We start from the raw sequence: 16,433 nt of genomic DNA, 5'->3' as shown, positions 1-16,433 counted from the left end.
GACCGCCGGCTATCATGCCGGCGGTTTCTTTTTTAGGGAGGCGCGCATGCGCAGTCTGAAACGGTGGGTGGCGCTGGTGCTGCTGGCCCTGGCATCGGTTGAGGCTGCGGCGGCGCCTCCAGCCGCGCCGTCGGCGCAGAAAGTGGTGGTGTCCACCGACATCGGCGACGACATCGACGACGCGTTCGCGCTGGCGCTGTTGCTGCGCAGCCCGGAACTGGACGTGCTCGGCATCGCTTCGGCCTGGGGTGACACCGCACTACGCGCGCAGTTGCTGCAGCGTTTATTGCAAGAGGCCGGACGCAGCGCGATCCCGCTGGCGATTGGCCATGCCACGAGCAGCACGATTCCCTTCAGCCAGGCGCGCTGGGCGGCGCAGGGCACGCTGCAGCGCAAGGCGCCGGACGCGGCGGACTTCATCCTGGCGCAGGCGCGGCGCCATCCCGGGCAGGTCACCTTGCTGGTGCTTGGCCCGCTGACCGACGCGGCGCGCGCCTTGCAGCGCGACCCCCAGGGCTTCGCCCAGCTCAGGCAGGTGGTGCTGATGGGCGGGTCGGTGCGTGCGGGCTACGGCAAGTCGCGCTACCGGCCGGCGAACCCGCCGGCGCCCGAGTACAATATCGTGTCCGACATCGGCGCCGCGCAGCGCGTGTTCGGCGCCGGCGTGCCGATCGTGATGCTGCCGCTGGACGCGACCCAGGTGACCCTGGAGGAACCGGAGCGGGTGGCGCTGTTCGCGCATGGCGATCCGCTGACCGACGCCCTGACCCAGCTCTACTACCAGTGGCGCGACACCGACCAGCCCTGGGCCAGCGCCACGCCGACCCTGTTCGACGTGGTGCCGGTGGCGCAATTGCTCGATCCTAGCCTGTGCCCGACCGTGCCATTGCGCATCGCGATCGACGCCCAGGGCTACACGCGGGAGGTGCCGCCTGGCGGCGTTGCCGGCGCCGCCGCCGCAAGCGGCCATGCCGCGGGGGGCGGCGCCAACGCCCAGGTCTGCCTGGCGCTGGACCGGCCGCGGCTGATCGCGCTGTACATGCAGCGCTTGCTGCGCTGAAGCGGCGGCAGGTGCGCCGCTTCGCGCGTCGCGGCTGAAGCCGCTCCCTCAGGGACCTGCGGCCATCCAGCCGGGTGCACCGTAGGAGGGACTTCAGTCCCGACTGCATCCAGCCTGGGGGAACCCCTTTGCCCCTCGGCGGCTTCCACGGCGATGTTCGGCGACGACGATTGCATGTCGGCCGGGGTGGGGGCGCGAGCGGTGTGCGCCGCCGCCATACGCCCGCAACCGGCGCGTAGACATCGGCGCCGGCACGGTCCGGCGCGCCCGCCCGCCGCCGTCCCCGGCCGCCTTGCCAGGCGCCGGCGAACGCCGCGTGCGCAATCCCGATTCCGCGCCTGCGGCGGTCGTGTCCGCGTTCTATACTCGCGCCACATTCACGGAGCGAACGTATGCACACGGATTCGAAGCGGCAGTGGCGCCTCGTGCGCGCGGGGCTGTTGAGCACCGTCCTGCTGCTGGGCCTGGTGCTGGCGCTGGGCGGCTGCAAGCGTAACGAATCCGGGCAGCTGCCCGATGCCAGCGGCGAGCCAGTGAAGGGCCAGAAGGAAGCGATGAAGGGCTTCGGCCTGGTCCGCGCCTATCCCGACCAGAAGCGCGACGGGCTGTCGCTGGCGCTGGAGTTCTCGCGCCCGCTGGTCGGCACCCAGGACTTCGACACGCTGCTGCGCTTCGAACAGAAGGTCGGCACCGACGAGAGCGCCTGGTCGCTGTCCGACGACGGCAAGACCCTGCGCTATCCGTACGTGGAGGCGGCCAAGGACTACACCGTGCTGATCTCCGCCGACCTGCTCGCCGCCGACGGCAGCCGCCTGGGCAAGCCGCTCAAGCAGAAGGTCTACACCGGCGAACTGCAGCCGGCGGTCGGCTTCGCCTCGCAGGGCAGCGTGCTGCCGGCGCGCGAGAGCCGCGGTCTGCCGGTGGTGTCGCTCAACGTGCCGGAAGTGGACGTGGAGTTCATGCGGGTCAAGGAAGGTGCGCTGCCGGCGTTCTTCGCCCAGTACCAGCGCGGCGGCCGCCGCGGCAGCTGGGAAATGGACAGCGACTACAGCGACCGCACCCCGATTGCGCAGTTGGCCGAGTCGGTCTACGTCAACCGTTTCGTGCTCGGCGGCGACAAGAACGAGCGCGCGCTGACCTATCTGCCGATCCAGGACATCAAGGAGCTGCAGGCGCCGGGCCTGTATTTCGCGGTGATGAAGCGCCCGGGCCGGTTCGAGAACGAATACGACACCGCGTTCTTCGCCGTCAGCGACATCGGCCTGCACGCGCGTGCTTGCAAGGACACGCTGTTCGTGCACACCGCCTCGCTGCAGAGCGGCGAGCCGTTGAAGAAGGTGGAGCTGCGCGTGCTCGACGCCAAGGGCGAACTGTTCCTGAAAGGCGAGACCGACGCCAACGGCAACGCGCTGCTGAACTACACGCTCGACGCCGGCCAGGTGCTGGTGGCGCGCAGCGGCACCGACCTGTCGATGCTGCCGTTCAACCAGCCGGCGCTGGACCTGAGCGAGTTCGCCGTGGCCGGGCGCGAGAACGCATGGTTCGACGTGTTCGCCTGGTCCGGCCGCGACCTGTACCGCCCCGGCGAGACGGTGCGCGTGTCGGCGCTGCTGCGCGACAACGACGGCAAGCCGGTGGCGACCAGCGGTAAGGGCGGGCAGCCAGCCGGCGGTCAACCGGTATTCCTGCGCTTGAAGCAGCCCGACGGCAAGATCTTCCGCGAGACCCGCCTGCAGCCGGGCGAGCAGGGCTATTTCAGCTTCGAACAGCTGATTCCCGCCGATGCGCCGACCGGGCGCTGGCAGGTGGAGTTCCGCACCGACCCGTCCAGCAAGGAAGCGGTGCAGGGCATGACCCTGCGCATCGAGGAGTTCCTGCCCGAGCGCATGAAGCTGGACCTGGACAGCGCGCAGAAGACGCTCAAGCCGGGCCAGCCGTTCAAGCTGCAGGCCACCGCCGCCTATCTGTACGGCGCGCAGGCCGACGGCAACCGTTTCACCGCCAAGCTGGCGGTGGCGGTCGAGCAGCATCCGGTCGAGGCGCTGCCCGGCTATTTCTTCGGCGACCCGACGCTGCAGCTGCCGCGCGAAGCCAAGGACATGATCGATACCGAATTCGGCGCCGACGGCAAGCTCGCCGAAGACCTGGCGCTGCCGGACGAAGCCAAGCCGACCAGCACCATCGCCGCGCTGGTCTCGGCCAGCGTGTACGAGACCGGCGGCCGCACCGTCACCCGCACGCTCAAGCGCGTGCTGTGGCCGGCGCCGGCGCTGGTCGGGGTACGCCCGTTGTTCGACGACAAGGACGGCGCCGATGCCAACGCCAACGCACGCTTCGAGCTGATGCGGGTGGATGCGCAGGGCAAGCCGCAGCCGGCCAAGGGGTTGAAGGTGACCCTGGTACGCGAGCTGCGCGACTACCACTGGGCATTCGCCGACAACCGCTGGGACTACGACTTCACCCGCCGCTTCGAGAACAAGCAGAGCATCACCGTCGATGCCGGCAGCGGCGCGGCCAAGTTCGATTTCCCGGTGGAGTGGGGCGAGTACCGCGTGGACGTGTTCGATCCGTCCACCGGCCTGACCACGCGCTATCCGTTCCGTGCCGGCTGGAGCTGGAACGACGAGAACCGTGGCCTGGACGCGCGCCCGGACAAGGTCAAGCTGGCGCTGGACAAGACCGGCTACAAGGCCGGCGACACGCTCAAGGTCACCCTGACCCCGCCGCATGCCGGACCCGGCGTGCTGATGGTCGAGAGCGACAGGATGCTGTACGTGCAGGACATCGACGTGAAGCCGGGCAGCCGCTTCGAGATCCCGGTGACCAAGGACTGGGAGCGCCACGACGTCTACGTCACCGCGCTGGTGTTCCGCGGCGGTTCGGCGCCGAGCAAGATCACCCCGGCGCGTGCGGTCGGCGTGGCCTTCGTGCCGATGGAGCGCAAGACCCGGCGCGTGGCGGTGGGCCTGGTCGCGCCCAAGCAGATGCGTCCGGAGCAGCCGCTGCCGGTAACGGTCAGCGTGCCGGAACTGGCCGGCAGGCAGGCGCACGTGACCATCTCCGCGGTGGACGTGGGCATCCTCAACATCACCCGCTTCCCGGTGCCCGATGCCAACGCGCAGTTCTTCGCGCAGCGGCGCCTGGGCGTGGATGCCTACGACATCTACGGCCGGGTGATCGAGAGCTTCGAGGGCGGCACCGGCAAGCTGCGCTTCGGCGGCGACATGGCCTTGGCGGCATTGCCGCAGGCCAAGCGCCCGACCGCGCGGGTGCAGACCGTGGACCTGTTCTCCGGCTCGGTGAAGCTCGATGCCAAGGGCAACGCGCGGGTGCAGCTGCCGGTGCCGGACTTCAACGGCACGCTGCGGGTGTCGGCGCTGGTGTATGCGGACGAACGCTACGGCAATCGCGACGTGGAGACGCTGGTGCGCGCGCCGATCGTGGCCGAGGCCAGCATGCCGCGGGTGCTGGCGCCGGGCGACCGCAGCACGGTCACCCTGGACGTGCAGAACTTCACCGGGCAGCCGGGCGAGTTCAAGCTGCGGGTGGACGGCGAAGGCCCGCTGGCGATCGCCGAGAACGCGCGCAGCGCCAAGCTCGGCAAGGACGGCAAGGCCACGCTCAGCTTCCCGTTGGTGGCGCAGGAGGGCTACAGCGTGGCCAAGGTGCGGGTGCGGGTGGACGGCAACGGCTTCAGCGTTGACCGCCGCTACGACTTGCCGGTGCGCGCGGCGTGGCCGTCGGTGCTGCGCGCGCAGACTCGGGTGCTGGATCCGTTGGCGCCGGTGACGCTGGGCATGGGCGATGCCGAGGGGCTGATGGCCGGTTCGGTCAAGGCGCGCATGCTGGTCAGCGCGTTGCCGCCGATCCCGTTCGCCAGCGCGCTGCAGGGCGCGCTGGAGTATCCGTATGGCTGCGCCGAGCAGACCGCCAGCAAGGGCTACGCCGCGTTGCTGCTCGACGACGCCACCGCCAGGCTGCTCGGCGCCAAGGGCCTGGATGCGGCCACCCGCCGCGCGCGCATGGAAGGCGCGTTCGGGCGGCTGGCTTCGATGCAGATCTCCAGCGGCCACTTCTCGATGTGGGGCGACGACGGCTACGTCAATCCGGGCCTGACCCCGTACATCGCCGAGTTCCTGCTCGACGCCAAGGATGCCGGCTTCGCGGTGCCCGACAACGTGCTGCAGAAGGCGCTCAACCGGCTCAGCGAGGACCTGCTGTCCGGCGGCAACAACTTCTACGGCCAGGACCGCCGCGAGAACCTGAAGTTCGCCAACCAGGCGTGGTCGGGCTATGTACTGGCGCGGGTCAACCGCGCTCCGCTGGGCACGTTGCGCGCGCTGTACGACAACGACCGCGGCAAGGCGCTGACCGGCCTGTCGCTGCTGCACCTGGGCGTGGCGCTGTCGCTGCAGGGCGACAAGAAGCGCGGTGAAGCGGCGATCGCGGCCGGCTTCGCCAAGAACAGCGCCGAGCGTCCGCATTATTTCGGCGACTACGGCAGCGTGATCCGCGACGACGCGCTGATGATCGCGCTGCTGCACGAGCGCGGCCTGGCCAAGCCCGAGTACGACGCGCGCGCGGTGGCGCTGGGCCGCGAGATCGATGCGCGCCGCCGCGGTGGTTGGCTGTGGCTGAGCACCCAGGAGCAGGTGGCGCTGGCGCGGATGGGCAAAGCGCTGTTGGCCAACCAGAGCAAGCTGGTGTCCGGCCAGCTGGCGATCGGCGACGGCAGCGAGGCGATCGCCGCGGCCAAGGCGTTCGGCCGCCAGTTCGACGAGGCCGAACTGGCGCGCGGGGTCAGTTTCGTGCCGCAGGGCGAGGCGCCGCTATACGCCAGCCTGGAAATTGCCGGCATCCCGCGCAAGGCGCCGAAGGTGGATGAGAGCACGTTGAAGGTGGAACGCGCGTGGTACGGCACCGATGGCAAGCCGTGGACGCCGCGGCCGCTGAAGGAAGGCGAAGCGCTGATCGCGCGCGTCACCATCACCTCCAACGTGGGCATGCCCGACGCGCTGCTGACCGACCTGCTGCCGGCCGGCCTGGAAATCGAGAACTTCAACCTGGGCGATGCCAAGCAGTGGGCCGACGTGGTGGTGGACGGCATCGAGATCAGCGACCGTTCCAACGCCGCCGACGTCAAGCACGAGGAGTTCCGCGACGACCGCTACGTGGCCGCGCTGAGCCTGGCGCAAGGCGGCAAGGCGCAGGTGTTCTATCTGGTGCGTGCGGTGACGCCGGGCACCTACACCGTGCCGCCGCCGCTGGTCGAGGACATGTACCGTCCCGACCTGCGCGGGGTGGGACGCAGCAACCCGGGCACGATCAGCGTCGTGCAGCCTTAAGGCGTGCCATCATTTTCCGAGCAGGCCCAACCGGTCGGCCTGTTCGGGGAGTGAGGACAGGCCGTAGCGGATCCGGCCGCAGCCAATGCATGGAACGATAGGGCCCTTGCGGCCCTATCGTCGTTTTTGGGGTGAAAGCATGGTTCGCCGCGGCGGTTCGATGGCCAGACAGCGGCCGTCTCGCTGCGGCGCCTGCCATCGCCGCGCCTGGGCAGCGCAACGGCGCATCGCCGTCTCGCCCGCCCTGCTGCGAACGCGGTAGTCGTAGTCAATGCCGGACCCGGAGCGAATGCGGCGTCGCGCACAACAGGCACCCGCTGACATGGGTTTGTCATAGACCCCCGGATAAAATTAACTACTTTTAAGTTATTAATTTCATTTTTGAAGTTTTTCAGGGATCGTGAAATGACGCAATCGCACCGCCGCCACTCCCGCCACCAGCGCGCCTTGCTGGTCTGCATGCTCGCCGCCAGTTGCCAGGCCGCCCTTGCGCAGCAGGCGGCCAAGCCGATGCCGGCGCCTGCAGCACCTGCGGACACCGGCGATACCGATGCCGGCGCCGCCTCGGCCGCCGTTGCCGGCGACGCCGGCGCGCCCAAGACCATGGACAGCGTGGTCGTCACCGGCGTGCGCAAGGCCAATGCCGCGGCGATCGAGAGCAAGCGCGCGGCGACCAACATCACCGACGTGATCAGTTCCACCGACGTGCGCGCGCTGCCGGACACCACCATCGTCGAAGCGCTGCGCCGCATCCCTGGCCTGTCGGTGCTGCCGGCGACCGACAACGAACATCCGCGCGACGAGGCCGCCACGCCGGTGCTGCGCGGCCTCGGCCCGTCCTACAACAACGTCACCATCGACGGCCTGACCGTGGCCTCGCCGGGCACGCCGAACGGCACGCTCGGCTCGATCACCCGCGGCGTGCGCCTGGACATCCTGCCGGCCTCGATGGTCAGCGAGTTGCAGGTGGTCAAGACCTTCACTCCGGATCTCGATCCCAACGCCACCGGCGGTGCGATCAACCTGCGCACGCGCAGCGCGTTCGAGAACGGCGGCAAGCCGTTCTTCACCAGCGAAGCCTCGCTGGGCCATGCCAACGACGTCGGCAAGCCGCGCGACCAGGACGATCCCGGCTACCGCCTCGGCGCCACCGGCAGCACCACTTTCGGCAGCGACCGGCAGTACGGCCTGACCCTGTCGGGCAACTACCAGACGCTGAGCAGCTACACCGAAACCCATATGACCACCGACACGGTGCACTACGGGTTCTACGACGGCAACGGCGTGCTGCAGAGCGGCAGCAACCTCGGCAACGGCTGGGCGGTGCCGCAGCAGGACAAGTACTGGTACGTGATGGACAAGCGCGACCGCTACGGCCTGACCGGCAAGTTCGAGGCGCACCCCAGCGCCGACCTGCAGGCCTACGTCACCGCGGGCTACTACTATTTCAAGGACGACATGCAGCGCAACGAACTGCTGATCGATCCGCGCAACCGCAACCGCGTCGTCAACCAGACCGCGACCTCCGGCAGTTACCCGGCCGGCGACATCGAGGTCGGCTATTCCAACCAGGTCACCACCACCCGCACCAAGCTCGGCCAGGCCGGCATGGAATGGCGGCCGGACGATCACCAAGTGCTGTCCGCGCGCGGCTCGTGGTCGGATGCGACCTACGACGAACCGATCCAGATGTTCAAGTACGTCACCGGCGCGTCGCGCCCGGCGCCGGTCCCGGTCGGCCAGACCGGCGCCGGTGTCAGCGTCAATCCCACCGCCAACTACGCCTTCAACTACGACACCTCGGCGCTGAACCAGCGCTTCCCGGTGGCGCCGCAGGCGTACTACGACTACGACAACTACAGCCTGTTGTACTGGCGCCCGGACTACAAGCGCAGCGCGCGCGACCGCATCCTCACCGGGCGCCTGGACTACGCCTTCAACCAGGGCGAGCAGGACCTCGGCCTGGGCTTCGGCGCCGGCCTGTCGTACACCACCGACAAGCCGTCGTTCAACATCTACCGCGACGAATACCAGCCCAACAGCAGCGCGCCGGCGTTGAACATCGCCGACGTGCTGGCGCCTTCGAACGCGCCGCTGCGCTATCTCGGCCTGAACCTGATCACCATCGATCCGAACAAGGCGCGGCGTGTGCTGCAGTCCACGCCGCGCAGCGCGTTCAACAGCACCGACCAGTCGGCCTTCAGCAACCAGGACAACTTCAGCCACACCGAAAATATCTTCGGCGCCTACGGCCTGGTCAGCTACCGTGCCGAGGCATTCAACGTGGAGGCCGGCCTGCACTACGACAACACCGACCAGTCCACCATCGGCCGCCAGCGCCAGCTGGATACGGCCAGCGGCAAATACGTCTATGTCGACGCGCCGACCGATTCGCACTACGCCAACCTGCTGCCATCGGCGATCATGACCTACCACCTCAGCGACCGCCTCGACCTGCGCGCCGGCGCCAGCCGCACGCTCGGCCGCCCGCCGTACGACGCCTACGCCGCGCGCACCTCGATCGGCTTCGTCAACACCACCGATATGGGCAACCCCAATGCGCAGGGCGTGACCGTGACCGTGGGCAATCCGGACATCAAGCCGCGCGTATCGACCAACCTGGACCTGTCGCTGGAATGGCGCCTGCCGGACGATTTCGACGGCATGCTGGCCGCGGCGGTGTTCAACAAGCGCATCCAGGACGAGATCTTCACCCTGTCGCGCACCGACCAGTTCAGCTACAACGGCACCACCTATTCGAATGTGCTGATCAGCACCCCGGCCAATGCCTCCAATGCGCATATCCGCGGCCTGGAACTGAGCGCGGTGCTCAATACCTTGCTGCCCGGCGTGCCGGCACTGTCCGGGCTGGGCGCCAGCGCCAATCTGGCCTTGCTGGACGGCGGTATGGACGTGCCGTATAGCGTCGGCACCGCGCCGAACGTGAGCCAGCGCGAGCGCAGCGTCGATCGCCTGGTCGGCCAGCCGGGCTACACCGCCAACGCCTCGCTGTTCTACAACGTCGGCGGGCTGGAACTGCGCGCGGCCTACAACCGCCAGGGCAAGGCGCTGCGCGGCATCGTCAGCAACATCGACTGGCAGGACCTGTACTGGGCGCCGCGCTCGCAGCTGGATCTGTCGGCGACCTATGCGATCAACAAGCAGGTCAGCGTGGTCGGCCAGGTCAGCAACGTCACCCACAGCCGCATCACCAGCGTGACCGGACCGGGCGAGAACCTGCTGAAGGACACCTACTCGGTGCCGACCACGTACTGGTTCGGCATCCGCTTCACGCCTTCCCTTTGAACCTCTCAAACCTGCGGATTGCCACTTCCATGAAATCTTCCCTGTTACCGCTGCTGTTGCTGGGCAGCGCCCTCGCCGGTCCCGCCGCTGCAGCCCCCGCCGGCAGTGCCGTCAGCCAGGCGCGCCTGGCCGATCCCGCCGGCGGCATCTTCGTCGTCGCCCATCGCGGCTGCCACAATCCGGCGCCTGAGCATGGTTTCGCCGGCCATGCGCCGGAGAACTCGCTGGCCGGCCTGGAGCGCTGCGTGGCACTGGGCGTGGACATGCTCGAAACCGACATCCGCCGCGCCGCCGATGGCACCCTGGTGATGTTCCACGACGCCACCGTCGAACGCACCACCGACGGCAGCGGCAAAGTCGCCGAGATGACCTGGGCGCAGCTGTCGCAGTTGCGGCTGCGCGACGACGAGGGCGGCGCCGATGCGCCGCTCACCGACCAGCATCCAGTGACCCTGGAGCAGATGCTGGCCGCGGCCAAGGGCCGGATCATGCTCAATCTCGACGTCAAGGCGCCGATCTACTCGGAAGTGGCCGACGCGGTGCGGCGCGCGGGCATGCAGCGCCAAGTGGTGCTCAAGACCGAGGTCGGCGTGCACAGCCAGTCGCTGGCGTCGCTGCCGCCATTCGACCAGGTGAACTTCACCCCGGTACTGCTCAATCCGCCGGGCAGCGACGACCTGCTGCAGACCGCGAGCACCCAGATCGGCGGCAAGGTGCTTCCGGTCGCGATCGAACTGCCGCGGATGCGCGCCGAGCAGTTGCCGGCGCTGGCCGCGCTGGCCAAGCAGCAGCACGTGCGGCTACTGGTCAACACGTTGTGGGATGGTTTCGTGGTCGGCTATGGCGGCGACGCCGATGCGTTGCGCGATCCTGATGCGGTGTGGGGGCGTCTGCACCGCGCCGGCATCGGCGCGTTCCAGACCGACGAACCCGAAGCGCTGCTGCGCTACCGCGCCTCGCTCGAGAAGCATTGAGCGCGCGGTTCGCTGCGCAACTGTCCGGAATCGGTCGCCGGTCGTCCGCCTGCGGACACGGCGGCCGCGCCAGGCCGGTGCGATGCGCAGATGTTCCAATGGCGTATGGAGGTGTACCGGGTTGCATGCAGCTTGCCCGGTGTCATGGGTATCGCGACGTCGCCGGGTCGTTGGTTCTGGCGTCGTCGGCGTCGCTAGCCGCCAGCCAGCAAGCGTCTTCCGCTATTGCCGAAGGCGCTTGCCGCTTTCGGCTCTCGCGTTTCCTGCTTTCTTCATGCGACCTTGGTCGTTCGGCTCGCCCGCAAGGTGCCTCACTGCGCGACGCATCAGGCAACGATATGCGTGAAGAACTGCACTGAATGATCTTCCAGGATGACGGCGCCCAATGGCGTGTTGTCTGTGCGTTTTTCGCAGGTTTGATCGAATTCCACCGGGATGTGCGCTTTCTGGAATAGCGCGCGCAGCTGATTTGCCGTGTCTATCGAAGCGGCGTTATCACGTTCGCCGCCATGCATGGCAACGCGCAGCGTCAAGTCTTGCTCCTCCGTGTTCCGCACATAGCGCCGCAGTGATGCCTTCACCTTGTGCGGCGCCATCCCCTGCCCAGCGAACGGCAACAGATGAAAGACGCGCGCCTTGGCCCCTGGCAGGCGAGCGCCCGTGTCGCGGTCGATCTTTTCCGCAGCGCAGGCGACAGCGATACACGAACCCATATCAGCGGTCACGACCGGCGTGTTGGGCTTGCTTGTTCCCGTGCTGTAGAGGTGGCTGGTGCTGGCGTCGTTGCGGACCAGGTAGTTGAAGCCCGCCACTTTCACAACGGTGGAGTTGTCGATCTCGATCGTGCCAGGTTGTGCGGCATCGGCATCGGCATCGGCATCGCCGACCAGAATGCAGGGAAACACCGTAGGCTCCCGGTCTTTGATCGCAGTGCGCTTACGCCGTCGTGCCGCCTGATAGGCATCGGCCGACACCATGGTCAGGCACTCGCCTTCGCGATCCAGGCGATGGTGCGACACCTTGCGTGGGGCACGGTCCAGGCCTTCCGGCGCCGCTGGCTCCATCAGCGGAGGCGACGCCGGCAAATGTTCCGTCGAAGGCGACGGAGACGCGTACTGCGGGTAAGACGCAGACGCGTACTCCGGATAAGGTGAGTAGCTCGCGGCGTACCTGCCGCTGTGCATTCTGGAAGTGCCCGAATAGCAGTTTCCCATCGTCGGTCTCGTGGGCAGGTTTTTTTGGTGTGGTACACGATAGTGCGTCACATGTCTCAATGTTCGGAAATTCAGAATTCCCGTGTAGTTTTGCGAAGGGCACCAGGCATCGGAAACAGCAACAAAGATCAAGCTGCGCCCGCTCGTCTTACTGCTGATTGTCTGTGTGGATCAGTGGGGCCGGCACGGCGTTCCAGCTGGGTTGCGTTGGCTGCCAGGCAGTGGTTGCTGCCATGCCCCAGCCGCGCATCGCGATTGGGTTTGCAGCGACCAACAAAACGACTGCGCAGCGGCCAGGTGGGCAGCACGGCCGCTGCGTGTGCACAGCGCGGATACGCCGATGCGGTCGCAACAGGCAAAATAGCCGCTTCCATCGGGAGCCCGCATGTCACAGGACGTATCCGCCGCCACGCCCCGCGCGCGGCGCACCCGGCGCTGGAAGCGCCTGCTGTCGCGCCCGCCCTGGGGCCGCCTGCTATGGCGCCTGCCGCGCTGGGGTACGGCGGCGCTGCTGGCCACGCTGTTGCTGCTGGACCTTGCATTTCCGCTGCCGCTGCCGAAATCGCGCGATACCTCCACCCTGGTGGTCGCCGCCGACGGCACCCCGCTGCGCGCCTTTGCCGACGGCAACGGCGTGTGGCGCTACCCGGCCACGCCGCAGAGCGTGTCGCCGCTATACCTGCAGGCGCTGCTGAACTACGAGGACCGCTGGTTCTGGCGTCACCCCGGGGTCAACCCGTGGGCGCTGCTGCGCGCCGGCAAGCAGTGGCTGTTTTCGCGCCGCATCGTCTCCGGCGGTTCCACCCTGACCATGCAGGTAGCGCGGATCCTGATGCCGGACGAGGTCAGCACGCGCACGCCGCTGGGCAAGCTGCAGCAGCTGCTGCGCGCACTGCAGCTGGAAGCGCACCTGAGCAAGCGCCAGATCCTGCAGCTGTACCTGGAGCGCGCGCCCTACGGCGGCACCATCGAGGGCGTGGACGCGGCGAGCTGGGCCTACCTGGGCAAACCGGCCGCGCGCTTGTCGCAGGCCGAAGCGGCGCTGCTGGCGGTGCTGCCGCAGGCACCGAGCCGGCTACGTCCGGACCGGCATCCGCAAGCCGCGCGCGCCGCGCGCGACAAGGTGCTCGAGCGCATGGTCGAACTGCAGGTGTGGCCGCGTGCGCAGGTCGACGACGCGCGCATCGAGCCGGTGGTGGCGCGCTCGCTGCAGGCGCCGATGCATGCCGCGCTGCTGGCAGAACGCCTGCGCCGGCAATCGCCGCACGCCGCGCACATCGTCTCCACCCTCGACGCCGACCTGCAGCGCACCCTGGAGGATCGGGTCAGCGCGTATTTCTCGCAGCTGCCCGAGCGCACCTCCGCGGCGTTGCTGGTGGTGGACAACCGCGACCTGCAGGCGCGCGCCTACATCGGCTCGGTGACGTTCGGCGACCGTAAGCGGCTCGGCGACGTGGACATGGTCCAGGCCTGGCGCTCGCCCGGCTCCACGCTCAAGCCGTTCCTGTACGGCATGGCCCTGGACGATGGCCTGATCCATTCCGAAAGCCTGCTGGTGGATGCGCCGCAGAGTTTCGGCGACTATCGTCCGGGCAACTTCGACGAAGCCTTCAACGGCCCGGTCGGCGCCGCCAGCGCCTTGCGCCTGTCGCTGAACGTGCCGGCGGTGGACCTGCTCGATCGGGTCGGGCCGGCGCGTTTCGCCGCACGCCTGAACAATGCCGGCATCGGCCTGAAGTTTCCGCGCGGCAGTACCCCGAATCTGGCCTTGATCCTCGGCGGCACCGGCGCGCAGCTGGAACAGCTGGTCGGCGCCTTTGCCGCACTGAACCGCGACGGCATCGCCGGGCACGTGCGCTACACCGCCACCGACGAGGTCATCGAGCGGCGACTGATGTCGCCCGGCGCGGCGTGGATCGTGCGCGAGATTCTCCAGGCCAATCCGCGCCCCGGCTACGGCATCGGCACCTTCGATGTCGGCACGCGCCCGCGGGTGGCATGGAAGACCGGCACAAGCTATGGCTATCGCGACGCCTGGGCGATCGGTAGCACCCGCCGTTACACGGTCGGGGTGTGGGTCGGGCGCCCGGACGGCACCCCGCTGCCTGGCCAGTACGGCGCGGTGACCGCGCTGCCGCTGATGTTCGAGACCATCGACAGCCTGCCGCGCGCGCGCGGCGACAACGCGCCGCGGCCGATGCCGGGCAACGTGCAGCAGCTGGACGTGTGCTGGCCGCTGGGCATCGCCGCCGAACAGACCCCGCCCGCGCTGTGCCAGCGGCGCTTCTCCGCCTACGCACTGGACGGTGCGGTGCCGCCGACCTTCGCCGAGCGCGACGCGCGGCTATGGAGCGCCGGCCGCGACACGGTGCAGGTGGATGCGCGCAGCGGCCTGCGCCTGTCGCCCGATTGCGCGCGGCCGCACCAGGCAGTGCAGCGCGAACTCGCGCGCTGGCCGGCGCTGCTGACCCCATGGCTGCACGGCAGCGAGCGCCAGGCCGGACAACTGCCCGCGCTGGCGCCGGACTGCCGCGACGACGGCCGCGGCGGCAACGACGTGCTGCGCATCGAAGGACTCAACGACCGCGCCACGCTGGCGCGCGCGCCAGGCAGCCTCAGCGTGCGGCTGCAGGTGCGTGCGCTAGGCACCACCGCGGCGGTGGACTGGTTGCTGGATGGGCGCTGGATCGCCCGCACCGAGGGTGCGCGTAACTTCCAGCGCGATTTCGCCGATGCTGGCGACCATACCCTGACTGCACTGGCCAGCAATGGTGCCTGGACGCAGGTGCGGTTCCGGGTGTTGCATTGAGTACGCTTGCGCGCGGATCCCGCGCGCGACGCGGGATATGGAACATTCGACTGTGCTGCTTACAGTCGAAGGCGTGTTGTGGGAGCGACTTCCGTCGCGACGGAAGTCGCTCCCACAATACTGCTCCAGTGCCTGCGAAAGGCGAGGGCTGCGAGCGTGCGCCGACATGCTGTCGCGCTCTTCTTGCGAACCAGGAAAACGCGCGAAGAGGCATGCCCTTGTAGGAGCAACTGTCTTCAGCCGCGACGAGCGCAGTGGTGAATGTTCCCAACCTGCATGCAGTCGGGACTGAAGTCCCTCCCACAAGGGGCCTCGCAGCTGCAAGGTGCCGGTGGAATCCTCGTGGGAGCGACTTCAGTCGCGACGAGCGCAGCGGCGGGCTTTGCGGCTTCGGACGTTGTCGCGGCTGAAGTTGCTCCTACAGTGCACCCAGCAGGCGATCCGCAGGCCGTGTAGGCGGCTTCAGCCGCGACAAGCCTTGCGGATGCACCCTGTCGCGGCTGAAGCCGCTCCTACAGGGAGCGGGCGCCCGGCTCGTCCGATCCTTGTTCCAACTCCCCGTCGCGATTGCCACAAAAAAAGCGCCCGGCAGGTGCCGGGCGCTGGATGCCGATGCGGGCGATCGCGCGACCTACTTCCCGATCCACCCTTCCAGCAGGTCGGAGAACTCGTCGGCATGCTCTTCTTCCTGGGCCAGGATCTGCTCCAGGATGCGCTTGGTGGTGGTGTCCTTGTCGCCGACGAAATGGATCATCTCGCGATAGCTGTCGATGGCGATGCGCTCGGCGATCAGGTTCTCCTTGACCATGTCGCGCAGGTCTTCGCCTTCCTTGTACTCGGCGTGCGAACGCGCGGTCAGCGTGTCGGGATTGAGGTCCGGCTCGCCGCCCAGCTGCACGATGCGTTCGGCCAGCTTGTGCGCATGCTCCTGCTCCTGCTGCGCGTGCTCCAGGAACTCGCCCTTGATCGCGTCGGCGAGCATGCCCGAGGCCATGAAGTAGTGGCGGTAGTAACGCAGCACGCACACGTATTCGGTGGCGAGCGCATCGTTGAGCATCTTGATTACCGCCTCGCGGTCGGCGCTGTAGCTCTTGGTGATCGCGCCGTCTTCGATGCTCTGGCGCGCGTTGGCGCGCAGCGTGGCGGTATCGGTGAGGCCGGCGGTGTGCTGCAGCGGCTTGGCGTCGTTGGCTGGCTTGTTGGACATGGCTGGCCGGTTCCTGTGTGATGTGCGAAGGGAGATCAGTCGGGAAGATGCTGCAGCACGTAGTCGGCGGCGGAGACCTTGAATTCGCCCGGCGCCTCGACGAACAGCGCACGCACCACGCCGTCCTCGGCGTATAGCGCGAAGCGCCGCGCACGCACGCCCATGCCGTAGCTGCTGGCGTCCATTTCCAGGCCCAGCGCCTTTGCCAGTTCGCCGTTGCCGTCGGACAGCATCTGCAGGCCATCGGGTACCAGCTGGCTGGTGCCCCATGCCTGCATCACGAACGGGTCGTTGACCGCCATGCAGTACACCTCGATGCCGCGTTTGCGGAATTCCTCGAAGTGCTCGACGTAGCCGGGCAGGTGCTTCTCCGAACAGGTCGGGGTGAACGCGCCGGGTACTGCGAACAACAGCGCGTTGCGGCCGTCGAACAGGCTGCGCGTGTCCACCTGTTCCACGCCCTCGCGGATGCGTTGCAGGACCACTTCGGGAATGCGTTCGCCGGGCTGGATGGGCAT

General features: G+C 68.1%; 8 protein-coding genes. 5 read left to right on the top strand and 3 right to left on the bottom strand.

The genetic code is table 11. From position 1 onward, the window contains the following. The first annotated feature begins 46 nt into the window (after positions 1-46). From E4A48_RS11965 to E4A48_RS11950, 4 genes are all read left to right on the top strand, one after another. Entirely contained in the window at positions 47-1,060 is a 1,014-nt protein-coding gene (locus E4A48_RS11965; protein ID WP_142742497.1) for a nucleoside hydrolase, read from the top strand. A 392-nt stretch (positions 1,061-1,452) separates the two neighbouring features. Next, positions 1,453-6,405, top strand: coding sequence for an alpha-2-macroglobulin family protein (locus E4A48_RS11960; RefSeq protein WP_142742496.1), 4,953 nt, complete (start codon positions 1,453-1,455; stop codon positions 6,403-6,405). A gap of 405 nt (positions 6,406-6,810) precedes the next feature. Continuing rightward, positions 6,811-9,711 (top strand): TonB-dependent receptor, encoded by a 2,901-nt coding sequence (locus E4A48_RS11955; protein WP_039007300.1) that lies wholly within the window; start codon positions 6,811-6,813, stop codon positions 9,709-9,711. A gap of 29 nt (positions 9,712-9,740) precedes the next feature. Beyond that, entirely contained in the window at positions 9,741-10,685 is a 945-nt protein-coding gene (locus E4A48_RS11950) for a glycerophosphodiester phosphodiesterase family protein (protein WP_039007297.1), read from the top strand. Between the two features lie 326 nt (positions 10,686-11,011). Here E4A48_RS11950 and xopAF read toward each other — a convergent pair whose 3' ends face one another. Beyond that, positions 11,012-11,662, bottom strand: coding sequence for a XopAF/AvrXv3 family type III secretion system effector (xopAF, locus tag E4A48_RS11945; protein WP_185910654.1), 651 nt, complete (start codon positions 11,660-11,662; stop codon positions 11,012-11,014). 622 nt (positions 11,663-12,284) lie between these two features. Between xopAF and pbpC the strand changes: the two genes are divergently transcribed. After that, the gene (pbpC, locus tag E4A48_RS11940; RefSeq protein WP_142742494.1) at positions 12,285-14,708 is read left to right on the top strand and encodes a penicillin-binding protein 1C; all 2,424 of its coding nucleotides are present in this window, start codon (positions 12,285-12,287) and stop codon (positions 14,706-14,708) included. Between the two features lie 631 nt (positions 14,709-15,339). Here the strand turns inward: pbpC and E4A48_RS11935 are convergent. Together E4A48_RS11935 and E4A48_RS11930 are read right to left on the bottom strand one after the other, a co-directional pair. After that, the gene (locus E4A48_RS11935; RefSeq protein WP_142742493.1) at positions 15,340-15,915 is read right to left on the bottom strand and encodes a ferritin-like domain-containing protein; all 576 of its coding nucleotides are present in this window, start codon (positions 15,913-15,915) and stop codon (positions 15,340-15,342) included. A gap of 35 nt (positions 15,916-15,950) precedes the next feature. After that, complete coding sequence (locus E4A48_RS11930; RefSeq protein WP_039007291.1) at positions 15,951-16,433, bottom strand: peroxiredoxin; 483 nt, start codon at positions 16,431-16,433, stop codon at positions 15,951-15,953.

This window comes from Xanthomonas translucens pv. cerealis, assembly GCF_006838285.1.
Classification (GTDB): domain Bacteria; phylum Pseudomonadota; class Gammaproteobacteria; order Xanthomonadales; family Xanthomonadaceae; genus Xanthomonas_A; species Xanthomonas_A cerealis.
This window is presented reverse-complemented; position numbering and strand designations above follow the sequence as displayed.

Bases quoted from the DNA above. Each gene is read 5' to 3' on its own strand.
- E4A48_RS11965 (WP_142742497.1), top strand. From the start codon at position 47: ATGCGCAGTCTGAAACGGTGGGTGGCGCTGGTGCTGCTGGCCCTGGCA.
- E4A48_RS11960 (WP_142742496.1), top strand. From the start codon at position 1,453: ATGCACACGGATTCGAAGCGGCAGTGGCGCCTCGTGCGCGCGGGGCTG.
- E4A48_RS11955 (WP_039007300.1), top strand. From the start codon at position 6,811: ATGACGCAATCGCACCGCCGCCACTCCCGCCACCAGCGCGCCTTGCTG.
- E4A48_RS11950 (WP_039007297.1), top strand. From the start codon at position 9,741: ATGAAATCTTCCCTGTTACCGCTGCTGTTGCTGGGCAGCGCCCTCGCC.
- xopAF (WP_185910654.1), bottom strand. From the start codon at position 11,662: ATGGTGTCGGCCGATGCCTATCAGGCGGCACGACGGCGTAAGCGCACT.
- pbpC (WP_142742494.1), top strand. From the start codon at position 12,285: ATGTCACAGGACGTATCCGCCGCCACGCCCCGCGCGCGGCGCACCCGG.
- E4A48_RS11935 (WP_142742493.1), bottom strand. From the start codon at position 15,915: ATGTCCAACAAGCCAGCCAACGACGCCAAGCCGCTGCAGCACACCGCC.
- E4A48_RS11930 (WP_039007291.1), bottom strand. From the start codon at position 16,433: ATGCCCATCCAGCCCGGCGAACGCATTCCCGAAGTGGTCCTGCAACGC.